General features: G+C 62.2%; 19 protein-coding genes. 12 read left to right on the top strand and 7 right to left on the bottom strand.

Annotation, left to right across the window (positions count from 1 at the left end):
• Positions 1–24: 24 nt before the first annotated feature.
• On the bottom strand, positions 25–1,320 hold the full coding sequence (locus LIY36_RS19835) for an OprD family porin (protein WP_192298439.1): 1,296 nt from the start codon (positions 1,318–1,320) through the stop codon (positions 25–27).
• A gap of 410 nt (positions 1,321–1,730) precedes the next feature.
• On the opposite strand from LIY36_RS19835, the gene LIY36_RS19830 reads away from it, so the two are divergent.
• Positions 1,731–3,806 (top strand): TonB-dependent receptor, encoded by a 2,076-nt coding sequence (locus tag LIY36_RS19830; protein ID WP_226456749.1) that lies wholly within the window; start codon positions 1,731–1,733, stop codon positions 3,804–3,806.
• A gap of 130 nt (positions 3,807–3,936) precedes the next feature.
• On the opposite strand, the gene LIY36_RS19825 is transcribed toward LIY36_RS19830, so the two are convergent.
• The 3 genes from LIY36_RS19825 to LIY36_RS19815 form a co-directional block, all read right to left on the bottom strand.
• The gene (locus tag LIY36_RS19825) at positions 3,937–4,149 is read right to left on the bottom strand and encodes a hypothetical protein (protein WP_192298441.1); all 213 of its coding nucleotides are present in this window, start codon (positions 4,147–4,149) and stop codon (positions 3,937–3,939) included.
• Positions 4,150–4,383: 234 nt separating this feature from the next.
• Positions 4,384–5,490, bottom strand: a complete 1,107-nt coding sequence (aguA, locus tag LIY36_RS19820) for an agmatine deiminase (protein WP_192298442.1) — start codon at positions 5,488–5,490, stop codon at positions 4,384–4,386.
• Positions 5,491–5,611: 121 nt separating this feature from the next.
• Positions 5,612–8,512: an aminotransferase gene (locus LIY36_RS19815; RefSeq protein ID WP_226456748.1), complete on the bottom strand. Its 2,901-nt coding sequence runs from the start codon at positions 8,510–8,512 to the stop codon at positions 5,612–5,614.
• A 151-nt stretch (positions 8,513–8,663) separates the two neighbouring features.
• Between LIY36_RS19815 and rfbB the strand changes: the two genes are divergently transcribed.
• From rfbB to LIY36_RS19780, 7 genes are read left to right on the top strand one after another with little or no spacing between them, the layout of a single operon-like run.
• Positions 8,664–9,746, top strand: a complete 1,083-nt coding sequence (rfbB, locus tag LIY36_RS19810; protein WP_226456747.1) for a dTDP-glucose 4,6-dehydratase — start codon at positions 8,664–8,666, stop codon at positions 9,744–9,746.
• The gene (gene rfbA, locus LIY36_RS19805) at positions 9,743–10,618 is read left to right on the top strand and encodes a glucose-1-phosphate thymidylyltransferase RfbA (RefSeq protein ID WP_226456746.1); all 876 of its coding nucleotides are present in this window, start codon (positions 9,743–9,745) and stop codon (positions 10,616–10,618) included. The genes rfbB and rfbA overlap by 4 nt, the downstream gene beginning before the upstream one ends.
• Positions 10,615–11,160 carry a dTDP-4-dehydrorhamnose 3,5-epimerase gene (gene rfbC, locus LIY36_RS19800; RefSeq protein WP_226456745.1) on the top strand — a complete coding sequence of 182 codons (546 nt, stop codon included), beginning with the start codon at positions 10,615–10,617 and terminating at the stop codon, positions 11,158–11,160. The genes rfbA and rfbC overlap by 4 nt, the downstream gene beginning before the upstream one ends.
• Positions 11,157–12,038, top strand: a complete 882-nt coding sequence (gene rfbD / locus LIY36_RS19795; RefSeq protein WP_226456744.1) for a dTDP-4-dehydrorhamnose reductase — start codon at positions 11,157–11,159, stop codon at positions 12,036–12,038. Before rfbC ends, rfbD begins: the two co-directional genes overlap by 4 nt.
• Before the next feature lie 36 nt (positions 12,039–12,074).
• Complete coding sequence (locus LIY36_RS19790) at positions 12,075–13,883, top strand: sensor histidine kinase (protein ID WP_192298448.1); 1,809 nt, start codon at positions 12,075–12,077, stop codon at positions 13,881–13,883.
• Complete coding sequence (locus LIY36_RS19785; RefSeq protein ID WP_192298449.1) at positions 13,880–15,256, top strand: sigma-54-dependent transcriptional regulator; 1,377 nt, start codon at positions 13,880–13,882, stop codon at positions 15,254–15,256. Before LIY36_RS19790 ends, LIY36_RS19785 begins: the two co-directional genes overlap by 4 nt.
• Positions 15,257–15,276: 20 nt before the next feature.
• Positions 15,277–15,732, top strand: a complete 456-nt coding sequence (locus LIY36_RS19780; RefSeq protein ID WP_226456776.1) for a YiiD C-terminal domain-containing protein — start codon at positions 15,277–15,279, stop codon at positions 15,730–15,732.
• Positions 15,733–15,860: 128 nt separating this feature from the next.
• Here LIY36_RS19780 and cysQ read toward each other — a convergent pair whose 3' ends face one another.
• Positions 15,861–16,697 (bottom strand): 3'(2'),5'-bisphosphate nucleotidase CysQ, encoded by an 837-nt coding sequence (gene cysQ, locus LIY36_RS19775; protein WP_226456743.1) that lies wholly within the window; start codon positions 16,695–16,697, stop codon positions 15,861–15,863.
• Positions 16,694–17,260: an ADP compounds hydrolase NudE gene (gene nudE / locus LIY36_RS19770; RefSeq protein ID WP_192298451.1), complete on the bottom strand. Its 567-nt coding sequence runs from the start codon at positions 17,258–17,260 to the stop codon at positions 16,694–16,696. Before nudE ends, cysQ begins: the two co-directional genes overlap by 4 nt.
• An 87-nt stretch (positions 17,261–17,347) precedes the next feature.
• Between nudE and yrfG the strand changes: the two genes are divergently transcribed.
• Positions 17,348–18,010: a GMP/IMP nucleotidase gene (yrfG, locus tag LIY36_RS19765; protein ID WP_192298452.1), complete on the top strand. Its 663-nt coding sequence runs from the start codon at positions 17,348–17,350 to the stop codon at positions 18,008–18,010.
• Positions 18,011–18,119: 109 nt separating this feature from the next.
• On the opposite strand, the gene lysM is transcribed toward yrfG, so the two are convergent.
• Complete coding sequence (gene lysM / locus LIY36_RS19760) at positions 18,120–18,560, bottom strand: peptidoglycan-binding protein LysM (RefSeq protein WP_226456741.1); 441 nt, start codon at positions 18,558–18,560, stop codon at positions 18,120–18,122.
• Between the two features lie 131 nt (positions 18,561–18,691).
• On the opposite strand from lysM, the gene LIY36_RS19755 reads away from it, so the two are divergent.
• From LIY36_RS19755 to LIY36_RS19745, 3 genes are all read left to right on the top strand, one after another.
• Complete coding sequence (locus LIY36_RS19755; protein ID WP_226456740.1) at positions 18,692–19,579, top strand: LysR family transcriptional regulator; 888 nt, start codon at positions 18,692–18,694, stop codon at positions 19,577–19,579.
• A 97-nt stretch (positions 19,580–19,676) separates the two neighbouring features.
• Entirely contained in the window at positions 19,677–20,516 is an 840-nt protein-coding gene (fdhD, locus tag LIY36_RS19750) for a formate dehydrogenase accessory sulfurtransferase FdhD (RefSeq protein ID WP_226456738.1), read from the top strand.
• Positions 20,513–22,861, top strand: coding sequence for an FdhF/YdeP family oxidoreductase (locus LIY36_RS19745; protein WP_226456736.1), 2,349 nt, complete (start codon positions 20,513–20,515; stop codon positions 22,859–22,861). Before fdhD ends, LIY36_RS19745 begins: the two co-directional genes overlap by 4 nt.
• Positions 22,862–23,173 lie beyond the last annotated feature (312 nt).

Below are 23,173 nucleotides of genomic sequence, written 5' to 3'. Positions count from 1 at the left end.
GAATCAGGCGCTACACACGATCACTTAGAAAACGTTGATCGGGTAGTCAGCGAACAGACGCAGTTCGTTACCGCCAATGTTGTAGTTGCTGGCGTTGTTCGAAACGCGCAGCCACGAGGCGCGAGCGCGCAGGCTCAGGTCTTTGGCCGGGCCGCTCTGAACCACGTATTTGAACTGGTTGAAGATCTCCCGCTCGGTGCCATTGCCGCGGTTGGAACCGTCGTCGATGTTGGTGCCGCGCACGTACGCCACGTTGTAGCTCAGGCCAGGCACGCCGTAGGCGCTGAAGTCCAGGCCGTAGCCAACCTGCCAGGAACGCTCGTCCTTGCCGTTGAAGTCAGACCAGTAGGAGTTGGCCAGCAGGATGGTGTTGCCACCGTCGCCGATGCCGCTGTTCTTGTTGTCCTGGTGGTAGCCGCTGTACAGGTAGCCGGTGTCGCCGGTGCTGCGCTGATGAGCGAGGGTGAAGCTGTGTGCGCCAACAGCCCAAGTGGCGGCCAGGCTCCAGATTTTGTTGTCGCGGGCGTCTTGGTCGCCTTGGGTCAGCTGGGCGAAATCTTTGTCCAGCTTGGTTTTGTAGCCGTTGAAGTCAAAGGTCAACGATTGCTTTTCTGGCAGGGCCAGCACGTAGTTGACGTTGACGTATTGCTTCTTCAGCACGTCCTGCATATCGGAAGCGTACAGCGCGGCCGACAGGCTTTCGGTGAACTTGTAGCTACCGCCGACGTAGTCGATGCTCTTCAGGTGACCGCTGTCGCTGCCTTCGGCGCTCTTGCGACCTTGCTTGGTGAAGTGACCAGCGTCCAGTTGCAGACCGGCGATTTCCTTGGAAACAATCGAGGTGCCCTCGTAGGTTTCCGCCAACAGACGGCCACTGTCGTAGGCCAGGACCGGTACGTTCGGCAGCTGCTGACCGTATTTCAACACGGTGTTGGAGATACGTGCCTTGACCGCTGCGCCGCCTTTGGCCAGGTCATTGGCGGCCGAGCCGCTGTCGCCTTGCTTGAAGAAGTCGATACCGCCACCGCCGCTGCGACCTTTACCACCGTCCAGACGGATAGCGTATTGGCCCAGCACGTCCACACCCACACCGACGGTGCCTTGGGTGAAACCGGACTCGAACTTGCCGATGAAGCCTTGGCCCCATTCCGCTTTGTCCTGGTTGTGGTCTTTGTAATCACGGCTGATGTACGCGTTACGTGCAGCGATGTTCAGGTGGCTGTCTTCAACGAAACCCTTCGATTCCGCTTGATCGTTAGCCATTGCTGTCGATGCGCTCAAAATCCCCAGAGCGATCAGACTCATCCGTTGCTTCAACATTTCTTATATTCCTTATTACTGGTTGAGTACGCGCTATGACACCAGGCTCCGTATTGCTTTCTGGCGTCGACTTTTCCCGGGAAAAAGAAGGCCCGCGGACGACGAGTCTGCCGCGGGCCTTTTTTTATTAGAGGAGTCATGGCTGTTAGCCACAGGCGTTGGACGCAATCCTAGTCGCGCCCGGAACTATGTGTCAATTTCGCGAATCGTCTGTATTTAAGCGAAAAAATTCTAAGCAAAGGCCTACAGCCTTTCTGAAAACGACCAAAAAACCCTTCCAACGACGAAAAACACACATTTCGTAACATATTTCAAAGCCGATACATTTGGTATTGGATAACGCGCGCAAATGCAAAGCATTACCATTAACGCGCAGTTTTCCTCCCCAATAATCCGGATACATTTCCCCCATGCCTGCCCCACGCCTGTCGCCCATCACCCTTGGGCTTTCCGTCTTGCTGTCTGCCGGTTTTGCCTGTGCCACCACCACCTTGCCTGCCACCTCGATCAGCGCCGAAGCGGATGAAGACGACCCGCGCATCAAGCAAACCAGCACCGCCACACGCACTGCCACCCCGGTGCGGTATGTGCCCCAAGCCATCGACTCGGTAAAGACTGAAAGCCTGCGTTCCTACGGCACCAACGACCTGGGCCAGGCCTTGAGCGGTATCCCCAACGTCAGCAGCGGCGCCGACACACGCTTCGACAGCCTGCGCATTCGCGGTTTCGACGCGAGCAACGATTTCTACCTCGATGGCATTCGCGACGACAGCCAATATGTACGCGACCTGCACAACATCGAGCGCATCGAAGTGCTCAAGGGCCCGGCGGCCGTACTCTACGGGCGAGGCGGTCAGGGAGGGATCGTCAACCGTGTGAGCAAGCTGCCGATCGCCGGGCACAAGTCCAGCATCGAAGCCCAGGGCGGCAGCAACGACCTGCGCAGTCTGTATGCCGACCTGAGCACCGACCCCAGCGATAACATCAGCCTGCGCCTGAACATGGGCAACCAGGACAACAACAGTTTTCGCGACGGTGTCAGTGGCAACCGCCAACTGTTTGCGCCGTCCATGAGCTGGCAGCTCACGCCGGACCTGAACTGGCTGGTGCAATACGAATACAGCCGCTACAACCGCACACCGGATCGCGGCATTCCCGGCGTCAACGGCCGCCCGGCCGATGTGAGCCGCGGCACCACCTACGGTGACAACCGCGACTACATCGACGACAAGTCCCAGTCGCTGCGCTCCAAGCTGAGCTATGAACTCAACGACAACTGGCAGCTGCGCCAGACCCTGGGCGTGTTCAAGCTCGACAGCGATTTCGACAACACCTATCAAACCGCCTACGTTCCGGCGACCAACAGCGTCACGCGCCAGCGCTGGCAGCAGGACCTGACCACCCGCAACGTCTTCAACAACGTCGAACTGGAAGGTGGCTTCAGCACCTACGGCCTGGAACACCGCTTGCTGACAGGCCTTGAACTGGGCAACCAGCGCCGGGACCCGAAGCTGTACACCGCGGCGGTCAGTCGCACCGTGCCGAGCCTCGACCTCAACCAGCCCAATCGCAACCAGCGCCACACCGGGCGAATGAACGTGTGGAGCAACGCCCACACCGAAGTCGAAAGCCGCGCCGTCTACGTGCAGGACCAACTGCGCCTGAACGATCAATGGCAAGTGCTCGCCGGCCTGCGCTACGACCGGTTTGAAGTGGACTCCAAGAACAAGCTGCTCAACCGCCAGCAAGCTGTCGAAAGCCACAGCACCAGCCCGCGTTTCGGCCTGGTCTGGACGCCGCTGGAAAACCACTCGTTCTACGCCTCGTGGAGCAAGACCTTCTCGCCAGCGGGCGGCGGCGTGATCGGCATCACCCCGAATGCCGCAGGCAGCGTCAACGACCTGAGCCCCGAGCTGACCAAGCAAAAAGAAATCGGCGTCAAAAGCGACTGGTTCGACGACCGCCTGAGCACCACCCTGGCGGTATACGAACTGGAACTCTACAACCGCCGCACCGCCGACCCGCAGGACCGCTCCATCACCCTGCTCAGCGGCCTGCAACGCTCGCGCGGCGTGGAACTGACCGCCAGCGGCAAGATCGTCGGCAACTGGTACGTGCGCGGTGGTATCGGCCTGCAGGACGCCACGGTCGTGAAGGACAACAACGGCTTCGAAGGCAAGCGGGTCAGCGACGTGGCCAAGCGCAATGGCAGCCTGTTCATCACCTGGAAACCGGAAATGGGCTGGTACGCGGAAACCGGCTTGACCCTGGTGGGCGATCGTTATGCCGACAGCTTGAACACCGTGGTCCTACCGGGATATGGCCGCTGGGATGCGCTGGCCGGGTTCCGTCAGAAGGAATGGGATGTGCGTGCGGCGCTGAACAACATCGCCGACAAGACCTACTACGCCTCGGCGACGAGTGTGGCGCAGATCCAGCCGGGGGAGCCGCGTAGCCTGGTCGTAACCGGCACCTACAGCTTCTAAGACAGAACACCATCCCAATGTGGGAGCGGGCTTGCTCGCGAATACGGAGTGCCAGTCACCAGATGTATTGACTGATTCACCGTATTCGCGAGCAAGCCCGCTCCCACATTTTTTTGAATGCAGTGTTCTTTTAATTTTTCAGCAAATCACACAACGCGTGCACTTCATCTTCACTGAACAGCCCCACCGGATACCGTTGGCTCATCATGCTGCGCAAATCCGGCAGCCTGCTCTTCCGTGAGCCGTTTTCCTTCAACCAGAGCCCCAGTGCTTGGATCGCGTCGCCGTCAACCCGCATAGGGTGAAACGTGCGCGTGTACATCAGGTTGATTTGAGGACTCATTTCAGCGCTCTCTCCTACTGCGTGAGCGGCCAACTTACTCAAGGTTTATGACAGAACTGCACAGCCATAAACCTGGATCACTGTCGCAACAGCGATACAAGAGCTATGCCAATGTCGGCGTTTTATCGCCAGGCGCACACAAAAAAGCCCGCGGCCTTGCTGGGCCGCGGGCTTGCTGTGGGTGATGGCCGCGTTGGGGCGCCAGTCACCGTCACGCTGCTGTTACAACTGCACTCAGTTTTTCTGTGGAGCCGGCTGCTGTTGGGTAAGGCAATGAATATTCCCGCCGCCCAGTAACAGTTCGCGGCCCGGCACCATCACCACTTCATGCTGTGGGAACAGGTTCTGCAGGATGACCCTGGCCTGGCCGTCCAGTGGGTCGTCGAAACTTGGCGCGATGATGCCGCCGTTGACGATCAGGAAGTTCACGTAGGAACCGGCCAGGCGCACGCTCGGATTACGTTCCTGCGAACCGTCCACCGGGTCGACACCGGCGCACTCTTCCTCGGTGGCGTACAACGGCCCCGGGATCGGCATTTTGTGCACTGTGAACGGGCGGCCCTTGGCGTCGGTGCTGCTTTGCAGCACGTCCAGGGCGGCGTGGCAGCGCGCGTAGTTGGGGTCTTGCGGGTCGTCGGTCCAGGCCAGCAGCACTTCGCCCGGGCGCACGTAGCAGCAGAAGTTATCCACATGGCCGTCGGTTTCATCGTTGAACAGGCCATCCGGCAACCAGATGATCTTATCCACAGCCAGGTTGGCGCTGAGCACCGCTTCGATTGCCGTGCGATCCAGATGTGGGTTGCGATTGCGGTTGAGCAGGCACTCTTCGGTGGTGATCAACGTGCCTTCGCCGTCGACGTGAATCGAACCGCCTTCCAACACAAAACCCTCGGTGCGGTAGCGCGGCGCGCGTTCAATCTCGAGGATCTTGCCGCCCACTTGCGAATCGCGGTTCCACGGCGCGTACAGGCCACCATCAAAGCCGCCCCAGGCGTTGAAGTCCCAGTTCACACCGCGCACTTCGCCGCTGTCGTTGATCACGAAGGTCGGCCCGGTGTCACGCACCCAGGCGTCGTCGCTGGACATTTCCACCACACGGATATTCGGCACATCCAGGCGTGCACGGGCGTTTTCGTACTGGCCGGCGGACACCGCCACCGTCACCGGTTCAAAACGCGCAATGGCCTTGGCCACCGCCACATGCGCCGCTTGCGCCGGCTTGCCGCCCAGGCGCCAGTTGTCCGGGCGCTCGGGCCAGATCATCCAGGTCTGGGTCTGTGGCGCCCATTCGGCAGGCATGTAGAAGCCATCGGCGCGAGGTGTGCTGTGCAGGGTGGTCATGGCGATCAGGACTCCGAATGGGGCAAAGGCCGACTTTATAACGGATAAAAATCGGCTTTAAAAGCAAGCAATGATGCTAGCCAATAAATATGACAAGAAATAACCGATAACAATCGATTAACTACAGTTGCTCATCGAGCACCTTCGACAGCATGTCGACAAAAAAATCCACGCTGCGCCTGGACGTGACCATCGGCGGTTTGATCTTGAGGATGTTCAGATAGTCGCCGGTTGGCTGCATGAAAATCCCCAGCTCGCGCAGGCGATCACACAGCAACGTGGTTTCTTCGGTGGCCGGCTCCAGAGTCTGACGGTCGCGAACCAGCTCCAGCCCCAGGTAAAAGCCGGAACCGTGAACCGCCCCGACCAGTGGATGCCGCTCGATCAATTCCTCCAGGCGTGCCTTGAAATGCCCGCCAACCACCTGGGCGTTTTCCCACAGCTTTTCTTCCTCCATCACATCCAGCACCGCCATGCCGATCCGGCAACTCACCGGGCTGCCCCCCGACGACGAGAAGAAATACCCCTCGGCCTCCAGCGCCTCGGCAATCTCCCGCCGGGTGATCACCGCGCCCAGCGGCTGGCCGTTACCCATGCCCTTGGCCATGGTGATGATGTCCGGCACCACGCCCTGCTCTTCAAAGCCCCAGAAGAAGCGGCCCATGCGCCCGTAACCCACCTGCACCTCGTCGGCGATGCATACGCCACCCTGGGCGCGGACCAGCCCATACACTTGCTGCAAATACCCCGCGGGCAACGAGATGCCACCGGCATTGCCGTACACCGGCTCGCAGATGAAACCCGCCAGCTGGCGCTGATTAGCGGCGATTTTCGCCAGGTTGTGCTCCACACTTCGTACGTAGTCCGGCGCACTGTCCGGGCCGCGAAACTCGCCTCGATAGGTGTTCGGCGCAGTCACCGGATGCACCCAATCCGGGCGGCTGCTCAGCGCCTGGGGGTTGTCGGCAATCGAGGTGGACACCGCATCCGCCGCCACCGACCAGCCGTGATACGCCTCCAGCACGCTGAGCATGTCGCGCCCGCCGCTGTAGGCCCAGGCCAGGCGGATCGCCAAATCATTGGCCTCGGTGCCGCTGTTGACCAGGAACACCCGGTCCATCCCCTTGGGCGCCAGCGCCAGCAAGCGCTCGGAAAATTCGGCAATCGCCGCGTAATGGAAGCGCGAGTTGGTATTGAGCAGCGACCACTGCCGCGCCGCCACCGCCGCCATGCGCGGGTGGCCGTGGCCGAGGACTGCGACGTTGTTGAGCATGTCCAGGTAGGAGCGGCCCTGCATGTCGATCAGGTGGTTGCGCCAGCCGCGTTCGATACGCGGCGGGTCGACGTAATAGTGTTTTTGCGAACGGGCGAAACTGGCGTCGCGTCGGGCCAGCAATACCTTGGGGTCCAGCTCGGGTTCGGCATCACAGGCCAGCCCCAGCAACGCCGCTGGCGACGGGCACAGGGCCTGCCAGGCCATGGCGCGCGACGGCGTGCAGAACAGCGGTGGCGTAACGTCCGCCCGGCACAGTTGCACGATCAACGGCGCATGCACCTCGCCGAGCACCTGGCCCTCAACCAGCAGCGCCCCCGGTTTCAACCCGGTTGTCAGCCCCCACAACCGCAGGCTCAACTCGACGCCCTGCACACTCACAAGACCGTCGGCGTCGTGATGCAGCGTCCCGGCGAAAGGCGCTTCCAACAGCGTGCCGTGGGGCAGATGCAGCTCAACATGCAGCGCGAATGTCTCAGGCTCCGCGGCACTGTCCGGGTTGGTGCGCGAAAGCCGATATTGGCCGTAGCGGCTGGCCGCCAACCCATGCACCGCCGCCGCTTCGTCCAGCAGCCGGCGATCAATACCGGGCTGCTCCCAATTGCCCGCCTCGAAATGCGGGCTGAGCACGCCCAGGTCGATCAACGCAAACTCACGCCCCACCAGCTCCGGCAACAACGGCGCGAAATCCTGGCTGGCAAACGGCAGCAGGTTCTCGCCGACGCTGCGCAAGATCGCCGCGTCCATCAACGCGAACGGCACCGACGTTGCCACGTGGAAAATTTCCCACTCATGTTCAGCGTTCTTCAGCAGGTAAGCGTTATCCGGGTCCAGCCGCTGTTGCTGCTCACTGCTCAGTACCAGCACCGCCGCCCGCGCCACGATCAGCGGCCATAGCGCCTGCAACTCTTCACGGCGCAGCGGCGTAACCGCATGAAACGCCTGCACTGCCGGCAAGATCGCAAAGGGGTCGCCCTCGGCGTGATGCAGCAGCGCCGCGCAGGTCACCGACAGGTCGGCAATGCGCCAGGTGTGCACCAGATCACCGAAATCAATCACGCCCTCAACCCGCCAATGCCGCTGGGCGTCACGCTGCCAGACCACATTGTCGTCGGTGATGTCCATGTGCACGGCCTGCCACGGCAGGTGCTCCGCCAGCGGCCGGATATGCGCCTCGACCTGCTCGGCGACCCGCTCCAGTTCGGCGCGGTACGGCAGGTTTTCCAGGGTTGCCAACAAGTGCGTGATCAACTCAGGCGCGTGGCGCGGGTCCCATTGCAGCGTGCGGTCCAGGCCCGGGTGCCCGAACGGCGCCAGGGCCAGGCTCATGCGCCCGCACAGGTCGCCGAAGCCTGCGATCACCTCGCGGCCCAGGTGCGGCAGATGGGTCAGCGGCTGGCCATCGATGTAGTCCAGCACGCGCAGGTGCAGGGTTTGCCCGGCGTGGGTGATGGTCAGCAACTCTTCGCCATTGAGCGCCTTTATCACCTGTGGTACGCGTACGGCGTGCAGGCTGTTGAGTGCGGCATGCTGGGCCTGCAACTCCACAGCGGCGTAGTCGCCCCGGCAGATTTTCAGAACGAACCGGCCACGGGCGCTGTCGACCTTGTAATTGAGGTCTTGTTGGCTGCCCAGTGATTGCAAGGTGCCAGTTAGCCCGTAATGCTGCTCAAGTAATTGTGCCGCCTGGTCGAGGCCCACTTGCGGGCAGGGTAGACTGGCGCGGTGAATCAACGTGGCGAGCAGCATGGGGGCATCCTCTATTTTTTAGACGTGTATCTCGCCACTGTTCGGGGGGTTTAGGCAACCCCCTGCGCATACCGTGCTTGCGCCGCCCGGCTCCACAACTCAAGCTATGCTCCATTCGCAAAACACCCGTCTTAGAAAAAGGCCCTCCGACATGCGCATTCTCATCACCGGCGGAGCGGGTTTTATTGGCTCCGCCCTGATCCGCCACCTGATTCAACACACCGAGCACGAAGTGCTCAACCTGGACAAGCTGACGTACGCTGGCAATCTGGAATCACTGACCAGTATTGCCACCAACAGCCGCTATGAGTTCGTCCAGGCCGACATCATTGACCAAGCCACAGTCAGCGCCGTGCTCGCACGTTTCGAGCCACAGGCAATCATGCACCTAGCTGCCGAGTCCCATGTCGACCGTTCGATTGACGGCCCATCGGACTTTATCCAGACCAATATCGTCGGCACCTACAGCCTGCTGGAGGCCACCCGCGCCTACTGGCAGACGCTGACCGAGCCGGCCCGCAGTGCGTTCCGTTTCCACCACATTTCCACCGACGAAGTGTACGGCGACCTGCACGGCGTGGACGATCTGTTCACCGAAACCACGCCCTACGCCCCCAGCTCGCCTTACTCCGCGAGCAAGGCAGCGTCCGACCACCTGGTCCGCGCCTGGCAGCGCACCTATGGCCTGCCGGTATTGCTGACCAACTGCTCGAACAACTACGGCCCCTTCCACTTTCCCGAAAAGCTCATCCCGCTGGTGATCCTCAACGCCCTTGCGGGCAAGCCGCTGCCGGTCTATGGCGATGGTTTGCAGGTGCGCGACTGGCTGTTCGTCGAAGATCACGCCCGTGCGCTGCTCAAGGTCGTGACTGAAGGTGCGGTGGGCGAGACCTACAACATCGGCGGGCATAACGAGCAAAAGAACATCGACGTGGTACGCGGTATCTGTGGCCTGCTGGAAGAACTGGCGCCTCAACGCCCGGCGGGTGTCGAAAAATTCACCGACCTGATCACCTTCGTCAAGGATCGTCCAGGCCACGATCAGCGCTACGCGATCGATGCCGGCAAGATCGAACGCGAATTGGGCTGGACCCCCGAAGAAACCTTCGAAACCGGCCTGCGCAAAACCGTACAGTGGTATCTCGATAACCTGGAATGGTGCCGCAGGGTCCAGGACGGCAGCTATCAAGGTGAACGACTCGGCAACACCAATCTAAAGGATCTGATCGCATGATGAAGGGAATCGTATTGGCCGGCGGCTCCGGCACCCGCCTTCACCCCATCACCCTGGGTGTCTCCAAGCAACTGCTGCCGGTGTATGACAAGCCGATGATCTACTACCCGATCTCGGTGCTGATGCTGGCGGGGATCAAGGAAATCCTGGTGATCTCCACGCCGGTGGATTTGCCGCAGTACCGCAACCTGCTCGGCGATGGCAGCCAGTTCGGCGTGCGCTTCAGCTATGCCGAGCAGCCGTCGCCGGACGGCCTGGCCCAGGCCTTCATCATCGGCGAGGAGTTCATCGGTGATGACCCGGTCTGCCTGATCCTGGGCGACAACATCTTCCACGGCCAACACTTCGGCGACCAGTTGCGTGCCGCCGCGCAGCGCCCTTCGGGTGCCACCGTCTTCGGCTACTGGGTCAAGGACCCGGAGCGCTTCGGTGTCATCGACTTCGACAAAGACGGTCGCGCCCTGTCCATCGAGGAAAAACCGGCCAAGCCCAAATCATCGTATGCCGTGACCGGCCTGTACTTCTACGACAACGACGTAATCAGCATCGCCAAGGCCGTCAAGCCTTCGCCCCGTGGCGAGTTGGAGATTACCGACGTCAACAACGCCTACCTCAAGCGTGGCGACCTGCACGTAGAGCGTTTCGGTCGTGGCTTTGCCTGGCTCGATACCGGCACCCATGACAGCCTGCTCGAAGCCTCCACCTACGTGCAGACCATCGAACATCGCCAGGGCCTGAAGGTGGCCTGCCTGGAAGAAATCGCCTACGAGAATAGCTGGATCAACCGGGATCACTTGCTGGCGCGTGCCAAATACTTCGGCAAGACCGGCTATGGCCAATACCTCTACTCTCTTGCCGGGGAAAACCTATGAATGTAACCGCCACTGAGTTGCCCGGTGTATTGATCATCGAGCCAAAGGTTTTTGGCGATGAACGCGGTTTTTTCTATGAGAGTTTCAATGCCCGGGCGTTTGCCCAGGCCACCGGGCTGCAACAGCATTTCGTGCAGGACAACCACTCTCGCTCGCAAAAAGGCGTATTGCGCGGCCTGCACTACCAAGTCGAGCACGCCCAGGGAAAACTGGTCCGCGTGACGGCCGGTGAAGTGCTGGACGTGGCCGTGGACATTCGCCGCAGCTCGCCTCATTTCGGCCAATGGGCCAGCGTACGGCTATCTGCCGACAATAATCGCCAACTGTGGATTCCACCGGGATTTGCCCACGGTTTTGTGGTGCTCAGTGAGCACGCGGAGTTCCTGTACAAGACAACGGATTACTACACACCGTCGGCAGAGCGCTGCATCCGCTGGGACGATCCAGACCTCAATATCGATTGGCAGTTGACCGCAACCCCGACCCTGTCCGCCAAGGACCAGAATGGCAAAAGCCTGAAAGAAGCCGACCTGTTCCCATGACCAGCCCTCTGAAAATCCTCATCACCGGCCAACACGGCCAAGTCTCCCAGGCCCTGCAACAGCAGCTCCTGGGCCTCGGCGAACTGATTGTGCTGGGCCGCGACAGACTCGACCTGGCCAACCCCGAGCAAATCCGTCAGCAGGTGCGCGCCCAGCGTCCCGACCTGATCATCAACGCCGCCGCCCACACCGCCGTCGACCTGGCCGAAAGCGAACCGGACGTCGCGTTCGCGATCAACGCCAGCGCCTCCGGCATCCTCGCCGAAGAGGCCAAGGCCCTGGGCATCCCGTTGATCCACTACTCCACCGACTACGTGTTCGACGGCCGCAAACCGGCGCCCTACACCGAAGCCGACACGCCGAACCCGCTCGGTGTCTACGGCCAGAGCAAGCTGGCCGGCGAGCAGGCGATTGCGGCGGTGGGTGGCGAATACCTGATCCTGCGTACCAGTTGGGTGTACTCCAACCATGGCAAGAACTTCCTGCTGACCATGCAACGCCTGCTGCAGGAGAAGCCGCAGATGCGCATTGTCGCCGACCAGATCGGCGCACCCACCTGGGCCGGCAGCATTGCCAGCAGCACCCGCGCCTTGATCGAGCGCTGGCAGGCCGGTGATGCGGGGCAATGGGGCGTCTATCACCTGACGGCCCAGGGCGAAACCTCGTGGTTCGGCTTCGCCCAAGCGATTGGCGAACATTTGCGCGCCGAGGGCAAAGCCTGTGCCGAGCTGGAAGCGATCCCCTCCAGCGCCTACCCGACGCCCGCGCAGCGCCCGTTGAACTCGCGCCTCGATTGCCGCCGCCTGCAACAGCAATGGCAGGTCAGCCAGCCGCAGTGGCAAGACGCATTGCGCGAGTGTCTTGCACAGCAGCACTAGGCATAATGCGCCTGTACTCACAGGCGCCCGACTCCCATGACTCCACCTCTCCCGCGAAGACCCCGCTGGCGCAGCCTCGCCCTGTTGGCGTTGTGCCTGGCACCGCTGCTGTGGCCGCTGGAGCACCTGGCCGAGCGCTACTACCGCAGCGAACTGGCCGGGCAGAACCGCCAGACCCTCGACCTGTACGTCGCCAACCTGCTCGGCACCCTGCACCGCTTCGAAGTACTGCCGCAGATCCTCGGCGACCTGCCGGCCCTGCGCACCGCATTGGCGGCGCCCCAGGTCAGCACCAACCTGGCCAATGCCAACCAGCTGCTCAAGGACGTCGCCGCCCAGGCCGGGGTGGAAGTGATGTACCTGATGGACACCCACGGCAAGACCCTCGCCGCGTCGAACTGGGATAAACAGGACAGCTTCGTCGGGCGCAATTTCTCGTTCCGTCCCTATTTCAGCGAAGCCATGGCCGGGCGCCTGGGGCGTTTCTTCGGCCTGGGCACCACCTCGGCCAAGCGCGGCTACTTCTTCGCCGCCGCCGTGCGCGATGGCGAAAACATCATCGGCGTGCTGGTGGTCAAGGTCGACCTGGACCACACCGAAAGCCTCTGGGGCAAGACCCCGGAACAACTGCTGGTGACCGACCACAACGGCGTGGTGATCCTCACCTCACGCCCGCAATGGCGCTTCCGCGCCACCCGCCCGCTGACCGCCGAAGAGCGCCAGGCAATCACCGCCATCCAGCCCTACCCGACCCGCGACCCGCAGCCACTGACCCTCAGCTCCACCGCGTGGCTGCGCCAATCCACGGCCATTGCCGAAACCGGCTGGAACGTGGAGATCCTCGCGCCACAATCCCTGATCAACCGCCCGGTGCGCACCGTGGTCGCCGTCGGCGGCGCGACGTTGCTGGTGCTGATGCTGTTGCTCGGCCTGATGATGCAGCGCCGTCGCCACTACCTGGAGCGCATCGCCTTTGAAGCCAAGGCGCGTCGCGAGCTGGAAGCCCGCGTGATCGAGCGCACCAGCGATCTGGAAGGCCTCAACCGGCGCCTGAAACAGGAAGTGCTGGAGCGCGAACACGCGCAGCAGGAATTGGTGCGTGCCCAGGATGACCTGGTGCAGGCCGGCAAACTGTCAGCGCTGGGCACCATGTCGGCGAGCATCAGCCACGAGCTCAACCAGCCCTTGGCAGCGATTCGCAGCTATGCGGAAAACGCCGAGATCCTGCTCGACCACCAGCGCACCGACGACGCCCGCGGCAACCTCAAGCTGATCAGCGAACTGACCGGGCGCATGGCCTCGATCATCGCCCACCTGCGCGCCTTCGCCCGTCGCGACCGGCATGCGCCGGAGAGCGTCGGCCTGCAACCGGCGCTGGACGATGCACTGGCGTTGCTGGCCAAGCGACGCCGCTCGATGGAAGTCGAGCTGATCCGCGATTTGCCGGAAGCGACGTTGTGGGTAGAAGCCGGCGAAACCCGGCTGCGCCAGGTGCTCGGCAACCTGCTGGCCAACGCGCTCGACGCCCTCACCGAAAAAGGCCCGCCGCGCAAGCTCTGGCTGAGTGCCGAAACCACCGAACAGGGCGTCAACCTGTACATCCGCGACAACGGCCCGGGCTTTTGCATGGAAGCCCTGGGCCGCGCCAGCGAGCCGTTCTACACCACCAAGACGCGCACCCAGGGCCTGGGGCTCGGCCTGGCGATCTGTGACACCCTGATGCGGGCGTTTGGTGGCGAGTTGCTGTTCGCCAACCACAAGGAAGGCGGCGCGTTGTTAACCTTGAAATTGCGTGCCGGCTCGCCGGGCGTCAGTCTGCAACCGTCCGAGGACCGCAGTGTATGAGTATCGAGAACGGCATTCAGGTGGTGTTGATCGACGACGATCCACACCTGCGCCAGGCCCTGTGCCAGACCCTGGACCTGGCCGGGCTGAAAGTCCTGCCCCTGGGCGAAGCCAACGGCCTCACCGCACGCCTGTCGCGGGATTGGCCAGGGGTGGTGGTCAGCGACATCCGCATGCCTGGCATGGACGGCCTGGAGCTGCTCACCGAACTGCACGGCCAGGACCCGGACCTGCCAGTGCTGCTGATCACCGGCCACGGCGATGTGCCGCTGGCGGTGCAGGCCATGCGTGCCGGGGCCTATGACTTCCTCGAAAAACCCTTCGCCAGCGACGCCCTGCTCGACAGCGTGCGCCGCGCCCTGGCCCTGCGCCGCCTGGTACTGGACAACCGCAGCCTGCGCCTGGCCCTCAGCGATCGCCAGCAATTGAGTACCCGACTGGTCGGCCACTCGCCCCAGATGCTGCGCCTGCGCGAGCAGATCGGTGCCCTGGCGGCGACCAAGGCCGATGTGCTGATCCTGGGCGAAACCGGTGCCGGCAAAGAGGTGGTGGCCCGTGCACTGCACGATTTGTCGAGCCGCCGCAGCGGGCCGTTCGTGGCGATCAACGCCGGTGCCCTGGCCGAATCGGTGGTGGAAAGCGAGCTGTTCGGCCACGAGCCGGGCGCGTTCACCGGCGCGCAGAAGCGCCGCATCGGCAAGTTCGAATTCGCCAACGGCGGCACGCTGTTCCTCGATGAAATCGAGAGCATGAGCCTGGACGTACAGGTCAAGTTGCTGCGCCTGCTGCAAGAACGCGTGGTGGAACGCCTGGGCGGCAATCAGTTGATCCCGCTGGACATCCGCATCATCGCCGCCACCAAGGAAGACCTGCGCCAGTCCGCCGACCAGGGCCGTTTCCGCGCCGACTTGTATTACCGCCTCAACGTCGCCTCGCTACGCATTCCGCCACTGCGCGAGCGCGGCGAAGATGCGTTGATGCTGTTCCAGCACTTCGCCGACGAAGCCAGCAGCCGCCATGGCCTGCCCCTGCACGAACTGCAACCAGGCCAGCGCGCCCTGCTGTTGCGCCACAACTGGCCAGGCAACGTGCGCGAACTGCAGAACGCCGCCGAACGCTTCGCCCTGGGGCTTGAGCTGGCCCTGGACGCCACGCCCGACAACCCGTTCGCCAGCGTACTGACCTCCACCCCGGGCGGCTTGAGCGAGCAGGTCGAACAGTTTGAAAAAAGCCTGATCGCCGCCGAACTGACGCGCCCCCACGGTTCCATGCGCAGCCTCGCCGAAGCCCTCGGCGTGCCGCGCAAGACCCTGCACGACAAACTGCGCAAGCACGGCCTGAACTTCGCCAACCAAAGCGGCGACGACGAATGACCCACGCCAAAGAGACCGCCATGAGCCGCGACAGCCAATACCTCGAATCCGTCCTGCACCACGACATCCCCCTGACCCGGGAAATGGGCCTCAAGGTGCGCGGCTGGCAGCACGGGCGGCTGGAATTGCACCTGCCGTTGCAGGCCAATATCAACCACAAGAGCACCATGTTTGGCGGCAGCCTGTACTGCGGCGCGGTACTGGCGGGTTGGGGTTGGCTGCACTTGCAGTTGCGTGAAGAAGGGATTGAGGACGGGCACATCGTGATTCAGGAGGGGCAGATCAGTTATCCGCTGCCCGTCACCCGCGACGCGACCGTGGTGTGCCAGGCGCCGGAGGAGAAGGTGTGGAAGCGGTTTGTGGCGACCTACAAGCGCTATGGTCGTGCACGGTTGACGCTGCAGACGTGGATTGTGAATGAGGGTAGCGAGGACTGCGCCGTTGCCTTTACCGGTCAATACGTCCTGCACCGCTAACCGCAACAACACCAAACAATTGTGGGAGCGGGCTTGCTCGCGAATGCGGAGTGTCAGCTAGAACATTTCTGACTGATCTACCGCTTTCGCGAGCAAGCCCGCTCCCACACTTTTGATCTGCTGTAGTTCTAAGACCGAGCCAGGCTCAGCAAGCGTTCGCGCCACGGCGCTTTGGCCGGCAATGCCAAAAAGAACGGATTCAACAACGACGCCCGCGCCGGATAACTGAACGGCACGCCGCTCAACTCCAACACTTCGCCACCCGCGCCTTCCAGCACGCCTTGGGCCGCGGCGGTGTCCCACTGCGATGTCGGCGCCAGTCGTGGATAACAGTCGGCACTGCCTTCGGCCAACAGGCAGAACTTCAGCGAACTGCCGATATTCGCCAGCTTCAGCGCTCCCAAGCCTTCACTCAAACCGTCCAGCAGACGCTCCTGCTCCGGGCTGGTATGCCGACGGCTGGCGACCACGGTAAACGCCTCGCCGGCCGCCGGGGCCGTGCGCACCTGGATCGGCTTGTGCGCTTCATTCACATCCGAACGCCATGCGCCCAGGCCCGCACCACCGAAGTAGCAACGCCCGTTGGTCGGCATCGACACCACGCCAAACACCACGCGGCCCTGCTCGATCAAGGCGATGTTGACGGTGAACTCTTCGCTGCCGGCGATAAATTCCTTGGTGCCGTCCAGCGGGTCCACCAACCACCAGCGCTGCCAAGCGGCGCGTACGCTTTGGTCAATGTCGGCATCCTCTTCGGACAGGACCGGGATGCTCGGGTCCAGCGCGGTCAGGCCCGCGAGGATGAGGTGGTGAGCGGCAAGGTCGGCCGCCGTCACCGGCGAATCATCGGCCTTGGACGTCACGGCCACCCCGGCGCGCCAGTACGGCAGGATCACTTCACCGGCCTGGCGAGCCAGCTCGATAACGGGGGCGATAAACGGGTGGCCTAAAAACAATTCGCTCATGCGTTAAACGCTCCTCGCTGGGTCAACAGGTCTCGTACCAGGTACAGCGCGGCCAGGGCGCGGCCTTCGCTGAATTGCTCGTTTTGCGCCAGCATCGACAGCTCACGCAGGTTGACCTTGTCCACCCGCATCGGCTCGGGCTCATCACCTTCAAGACGCTCTTCGTAGAGATCGGTGGCCAGCACCACCTGGATTTTCTGGCTCATGTAGCCGGGCGACAGCGACAGCTCGGTAATCAGTTCCAACTGCCGTGCGCCATAGCCCGCCTCTTCCTTGAGCTCACGGTCGGCAGCCGCCAGAACATCTTCGCCGGGTTCGATCAGGCCCTTGGGCAAGGACAGTTCATATTCATCGGTGCCGCCGCAATACTCTTCCACCAGCACCGCGTGCTCGTCATCGAGCATCGCCACGATCATCACCGCGCCGTAGCCGGCACCGCGACCCACCAGGCGCTCGTAGGTCCGTTCAACGCCATTGGTGAAGCGCAATTGCACTTCCTCCACGCGGAACAAACGGCTACTGGCGACTATTTCGCGGGCGAGGACGGTGGGTTTCTGGCGCATAAGCGGCTCCTTGGCGTGATCGGGTTACTATACCGTGGCTTTTCCGATTGTCTGTGTCGGATATTTCAACTTACAAGAGACCGCCCCATGCCCTCTTTGCCCTGGCACGCCATCGACACCGTCCTGCTGGACATGGACGGCACCCTGCTCGACCTGCATTACGACAACCATTTCTGGATGGAGCACCTGCCCCAACGCTACGCCGAACTGCACGGCGTGAGCCGGGCCATGGCCGAGATGGAGTTGCAGCCCCTGTTCGAGCGTAACGCCGGGCAGTTGCAATGGTATTGCCTGGATTTCTGGAGCGCCGAACTCAAGCTCCCGGTACGCGAACTCAAGCTGGAAACCGCCCACCTGATAGCGCTGCGCGCGGATGCAGACACCTTCCTCGCGGCGATCAAACGGGCCGGCAAGCGTGTGATCCTGATCACCAACGCGCACCGTGATTCGCTGTCACTGAAATTGGAACGGATTGAACTGGCACCGTACTTCGAACGCCTGATCAGCTCCCACGACTACGGTTTTGCCAAGGAAAACCCGCAGTTCTGGGATGCGCTGCAAGCCGACATCGGCTTCGACCCGGCGCGCAGCCTGTTTATCGACGATACCTTGCCGATTTTGCGCAGTGCGCGGGCGTTTGGTGTGGGGCATTTGTTGGCGGTCAAAGAGCCGGACAGTAAAAAAGGGGCCAAAGACACAGGGGAATTCGAGGCCGTCGACGACTACCGCGATCTCATTGCCGGACTCTAAACCCTATGTGGGAGCGGGCTTGCCCGCGAAGGCGGTGTATCAGAAACACATTCAGTGACTGACACTCCGCTTTCGCGGGCAAGCCCGCTCCCACATTTTGCTGTGCGTATTACTCAGGGATACGCAGTGTCTGGCCTGGATAGATCTTGTCCGGGTGCGACAACAGCGGCTTGTTCGCCTCGAAAATCTTGTTGTACTGATTGGCGTTGCCATATACCGCCAGGGAAATCGCGCTCAGCGTGTCGCCCTTCTTCACCACGACAAAACGGGCGGCAGCCACTACCGGACCGGTTACCTTGATCTGATCATCCACACTGGCCACACCGGCAATATTGCCCAGCGCCAGCAGGATCTTCTCTTTCTCTTCCTGGGTGGCCACTTCACCGGTCACGGTCACCTTGTCGCCGTCCACCGTGGTCTGCACATTCGGATTCCCCAGACCGACTTTGGACACGTGGTCCTTCAACTGCTCACTGGCGTTTGCATTACCCGGCGTCAACAGGTCGACAATCTTTTCGCCGGCTTCCTTGATAAAGCTGAAAATGCTCATAGTGCGCTCTCCTTGGGATTTGAGTTCCAGATGCCCAAGACTAGACCAGTCCCGAGGATTTGGGTTCCAGCCCGGCCAAAGACCCAAACGCGCTAGAATCCCCCCGCCATTGGAATAAGCCCGGAGCGAAGATGGACATCAAACAGCTGAAATTCCTCATCGCCCTCGACGAAACCCGGCACTTTGGCCAGGCGGCGGCGCGTTGCCACATTACCCAGCCGACCCTGTCGATGCGCCTGCGCAGTCTTGAAGAAGAGTTGGACCTGCCGTTGGTCAATCGCGGCCAGCGCTTCGAAGGCTTTACCGCCCCCGGTGAACGCGTCCTGGCCTGGGCCCGAACAGTCCTGGCCGCCTATGACGGCTTGCAGGCTGAAGCCGCCGCCTGTCGCGGCAACCTGGTCGGTACGTTGCGCCTGGGCGTGGTGCCACTGTCGAGCTTTGATCCGTTGGCCTTGATGCAGCAACTGCACAAGGAGCACCCGAGCCTGCGCTTCGAGCTGTCGGCACTCAGCTCCGAACAGATCCTCGAACAGCTGGCCAGCAACCGCCTGGACCTCGGCGTGTCCTATCTGGAGCGCCTGGACACCGAGCGTTTCGACTCCCTGGCCCTGGGCGAAACCCGCATGGGCCTACTCTATGACCAACGCTTCTTCAGCTTCGGCGACAAACCGTTGAGCTGGGAAGCGCTGACCGAACTGCCCCTGGGCATGCTCACCAGCGGCATGCACTTTCGCCAATCCATCGACCATAACTTCCACAGCCGTGGGCTCAACCCGCAGCCGCTGCTGCAAACCGATGCCGTCCATCAGTTGTTGCAAGCGGTGCATGGCGGTTTGTGTTGCGCGGTGATGCCGCTCGATGGCGGCCTCGATGCGCTCACCGAGCACCTGCGTCTGCAACCCATCGAAGACGCGCATACCCTGGCGCGCCTGGGGTTGATCATGCGCCGTAGCGCGCCGCGTTCGGCGTTGGCCGAGGCGTGCTTCGCGCTGTTTCAGAAATCGCAAATCGAGTCTTGATCGACGTCATCTATCGGCGGATCAGTACTGGCAATTAGACGCGACGCTTTGTCGCGCCTAGTCTAAACACTGATCAATCCGCCGGTGGTATTGCCCCATGAACGCCAAGCGCCCAGTCTGCGCGGCGCCCGCCCTTGATACGCCCGCGCCGGCCGCCAGCCAGAGCTACCAGTTTTGCAATCTCGAACACACCGAAGTCGCCAGCACCGCGCTGGCGGAAGAAGTGGCGTTGGCAATTGCCTACAACGACATCAGCCAGGCGGTGATGCTGGTAACGCCCACCGACCTGCAAGATTTTATCGTCGGCTTCAGTATTGGCAGCGGCATTATCGCCGACGTTAGCGACATTTATGATCTTAAACTCAGCGGATCTGGCTCAGCGCAGTACGCTCAGGTGCAGATCTCCAGTCGCGCGTTCTGGAACCTCAAGCAGCAGCGCCGCCAATTGGCCGGCACCAGCGGCTGTGGCCTGTGCGGCGTTGAGGCGGTGGAACAAGCCCTGCCCGACCTGCCAGTGCTGCCCGGCGCACCCTTGCCGCCTGCCGCATGGCTTGATGGCCTGCGCCAACGCATCAGCGCGTTCCAGCCGTTGGGGCAGTACAGCGGCGCGGTGCATGCCGCCGTATTCATGAACAGCCAGGGCGAGTTGCTGCTGGGCCGCGAAGACATCGGCCGGCATAACGCCCTGGATAAATTGATCGGCGCCTTGATCCGCCAAAAGATTCCGACCGAAGGCGGCCTGGCGATTGTCACCAGTCGTTGCAGCCTGGAGCTGATCCAGAAAGTCCTGCGCGCGGGCATCCAGACCCTGGTCAGCCTGTCGTCGCCCACCGGCCTGGCCCTGCAATGGGCGCGCCGGCATAACCTCAATCTCATTCACCTGCCGCAGAAAAGTGCGCCGCGGGTCTACAGCCCCGCGATGGAGAACCAGCCGTGAGCAACCATAATCAAGCCGACCAAACCCCAACCCCGCGCTACAAGCCCTACAAGGGCGCAGCCGGCGGCTGGGGCGCACTGATCAGCGTGGCCCAGGCCTGGCTGACCAGCGACAACGCGCTGAAAAACCTGCGCATGATGCTCAAGACCAACCAGAACGGCGGCTTCGACTGCCCAGGCTGCGCCTGGGGCGACTCGCCGGAAAGCGGCATGGTCAAGTTCTGCGAGAACGGCGCCAAGGCGGTGAACTGGGAAGCCACCAAGCGCCGTGTCGATGCGGCGTTCTTCGCCAAGCACAGCGTCACCTCGCTGCTGGCGCAAAGCGACTACTGGCTGGAATACCAGGGCCGCCTGACCGAGCCGATGCGCTACGACGCCGACACCGACCGCTACCAGCCCATCAGCTGGGAAGCCGCGTTCGACCTGGTGGGCAAGCACCTCAACGCCCTGCCCAGCCCGGATATGGCCGAGTTCTACACCTCGGGCCGCGCCAGCAACGAAGCGGCATACCTGTATCAACTGTTTGTGCGCGCCTACGGCACCAACAACTTCCCGGACTGTTCGAACATGTGCCACGAGGCCAGCGGCGTCGCGCTGGCGCAAAGCGTGGGCGTGGGCAAAGGCACCGTGACCTTTGACGACTTTGAACATGCCGACGCGATTTTCGTCTGGGGCCAGAACCCTGGCACCAACCACCCACGCATGCTTGAACCCCTGCGCGAAGCGGTGACCCGTGGTGCCCAGGTGGTGTGTATCAACCCGCTCAAAGAGCGCGGCCTGGAACGCTTCCAGCACCCGCAACACCCGCTGGAAATGCTCACCAACGGCGACAAACCGACCAACACCGCCTACTTCCGCCCGGCCCTGGGTGGCGACATGGCCATTTTGCGCGGCATGGCCAAGTTCCTGCTGCTGTGGGAACGCCAGGCCCAGGCCGAAGGCAAGGAAGCGGTGTTCGACCACGACTTCCTCAACGAACACACCGCCAACGTGCTGGACTACCTGGCCAGGATCGACGACACCTCGTGGGATGAAATCACCGAGCAATCGGGCCTGACGCTGGTCGAGATCGAGCAGGCGGCGCGCATGTACGCCAAAGGCAAGAACGTGATCATGTGCTGGGCCATGGGCATTACCCAGCACCGTCACTCGGTGCCGACCATCCAGGAAATCGCCAACCTGATGCTGCTGCGCGGCAACATCGGCCGCCCCGGCGCCGGCCTGTGTCCGGTGCGTGGCCACAGCAACGTGCAGGGCGACCGCACCATGGGCATCAACGAACGCCCACCGGTGGCGTTCCTCGACGCCCTGGAACGGCGCTTCCAGTTCCAGGTGCCACGCACCAACGGCCACAACGTGGTCGAAGCGATCCACGCCATGCTCGAAGGCCGCTCCAAGGTGTTTATCGGCCTGGGCGGCAACTTCGCCCAAGCCACCCCAGACAGCCCGCGCACCTTTGAAGCGCTGCGCAACTGCGACCTGACCGTGCAGATCAGCACCAAGCTCAACCGCAGCCACCTCATGCACGGCAAAGACGCGCTGATCCTGCCGTGCCTGGGCCGTACCGACATCGACATCCAGGCCGACGGCCCGCAAGCGGTGACGGTGGAAGATTCGTTCAGCATGGTCCACGGCTCCAACGGCCAACTGCAACCGCTGTCGAAACTGATGAAATCCGAGCCGGCGATCCTTGCCGGTATCGCTGCCGCCACCCTGGGCAGCAAACCAGTGGACTGGAACTGGCTGGTGGCCGACTACGGGCGCATCCGTGAACTGATCGCCGACACCATCCCGGGCTTCAAGGACTTCAACGAGAAGATCAAGCACCCGGGCGGTTTCTACCTCGGCAACTCCGCCGGCTCACGGCGCTGGAACACTCCGTCGGGCCGCGCCAACTTCCGCGCTAATATCCTGCCCAAGGACCTGATCCACGAACGCACCCACGCCACCGGCAAGGTGCCGGACCTGATCATGCAGTCGATGCGCTCCCACGATCAGTACAACACCACCATTTATGGCCTGGACGACCGCTACCGTGGGGTCAAGGGCCAGCGCGACGTGCTGTTTGTCAACGAAGCCGACATCATCCGCCTGGGCTTCAAGCCGGGGCAGAAGGCCGACATCGTGTCGCTGTGGGAGGACGGCCGTGAACGCCGTGTGAAAGGCTTTACCTTGCTGGCGTTCGATATTCCGGCAGGACAGGCGGCGGCCTACTACCCGGAAGTGAACCCACTGGTGCCACTGGAAAGCACTGGGGATGGCAGCCATACGCCGACGTCGAAATTCGTGGCGATCCGGCTGGAAGCCGCGAGCGACAACGGCCTGATCATGGCCCGCAGCGCCTGACCATCACCTCGTAGTGAGCGGGCTTGCCCGCGCTGGGCGGCGCAGCCGCCCCAAACGGTACGCCGCGGTGCATCAGAAAGACTCAGGTGTATGGATTTGGGGCGGCTTCGCCACCCAGCGCGGGCGAGCCCGCTCACTACAATTGCGGGCACAAAAAAAGGCCGCTTTTGCATAAAAGCGGCCGTTCCGAAGTAGCTAAAGACCCATAAAACCAGCTTAAGTTCCCTAGTCAAAACAGTAACTTAGCGAATTGTGCACAACTCGTGTTACTGGTCGGATTTCTATTGTCACAATACCGATACAGCCTCAGGA

The sequence above is a fragment of the Pseudomonas sp. AF03-9 genome, assembly GCF_020515815.1.
Taxonomy (GTDB): domain Bacteria; phylum Pseudomonadota; class Gammaproteobacteria; order Pseudomonadales; family Pseudomonadaceae; genus Aquipseudomonas.
Note: the sequence above shows the minus strand (reverse complement) of the source record. Positions and strands in the feature narration are given on the sequence as shown.

Excerpts from the sequence above, each read along its gene's own strand:
- rfbC (WP_226456745.1), top strand. The coding sequence starts at position 10,615 with ATGAATGTAACCGCCACTGAGTTGCCCGGTGTATTGATCATCGAGCCA.
- cysQ (WP_226456743.1), bottom strand. The coding sequence starts at position 16,697 with ATGAGCGAATTGTTTTTAGGCCACCCGTTTATCGCCCCCGTTATCGAG.
- LIY36_RS19755 (WP_226456740.1), top strand. The coding sequence starts at position 18,692 with ATGGACATCAAACAGCTGAAATTCCTCATCGCCCTCGACGAAACCCGG.
- LIY36_RS19785 (WP_192298449.1), top strand. The coding sequence starts at position 13,880 with ATGAGTATCGAGAACGGCATTCAGGTGGTGTTGATCGACGACGATCCA.
- yrfG (WP_192298452.1), top strand. The coding sequence starts at position 17,348 with ATGCCCTCTTTGCCCTGGCACGCCATCGACACCGTCCTGCTGGACATG.
- LIY36_RS19830 (WP_226456749.1), top strand. The coding sequence starts at position 1,731 with ATGCCTGCCCCACGCCTGTCGCCCATCACCCTTGGGCTTTCCGTCTTG.
- rfbD (WP_226456744.1), top strand. The coding sequence starts at position 11,157 with ATGACCAGCCCTCTGAAAATCCTCATCACCGGCCAACACGGCCAAGTC.
- aguA (WP_192298442.1), bottom strand. The coding sequence starts at position 5,490 with ATGACCACCCTGCACAGCACACCTCGCGCCGATGGCTTCTACATGCCT.
- rfbA (WP_226456746.1), top strand. The coding sequence starts at position 9,743 with ATGATGAAGGGAATCGTATTGGCCGGCGGCTCCGGCACCCGCCTTCAC.
- LIY36_RS19780 (WP_226456776.1), top strand. The coding sequence starts at position 15,277 with ATGAGCCGCGACAGCCAATACCTCGAATCCGTCCTGCACCACGACATC.
- fdhD (WP_226456738.1), top strand. The coding sequence starts at position 19,677 with ATGAACGCCAAGCGCCCAGTCTGCGCGGCGCCCGCCCTTGATACGCCC.
- rfbB (WP_226456747.1), top strand. The coding sequence starts at position 8,664 with ATGCGCATTCTCATCACCGGCGGAGCGGGTTTTATTGGCTCCGCCCTG.
- nudE (WP_192298451.1), bottom strand. The coding sequence starts at position 17,260 with ATGCGCCAGAAACCCACCGTCCTCGCCCGCGAAATAGTCGCCAGTAGC.
- LIY36_RS19790 (WP_192298448.1), top strand. The coding sequence starts at position 12,075 with ATGACTCCACCTCTCCCGCGAAGACCCCGCTGGCGCAGCCTCGCCCTG.
- LIY36_RS19825 (WP_192298441.1), bottom strand. The coding sequence starts at position 4,149 with ATGAGTCCTCAAATCAACCTGATGTACACGCGCACGTTTCACCCTATG.
- lysM (WP_226456741.1), bottom strand. The coding sequence starts at position 18,560 with ATGAGCATTTTCAGCTTTATCAAGGAAGCCGGCGAAAAGATTGTCGAC.
- LIY36_RS19835 (WP_192298439.1), bottom strand. The coding sequence starts at position 1,320 with ATGTTGAAGCAACGGATGAGTCTGATCGCTCTGGGGATTTTGAGCGCA.
- LIY36_RS19815 (WP_226456748.1), bottom strand. The coding sequence starts at position 8,512 with ATGCTGCTCGCCACGTTGATTCACCGCGCCAGTCTACCCTGCCCGCAA.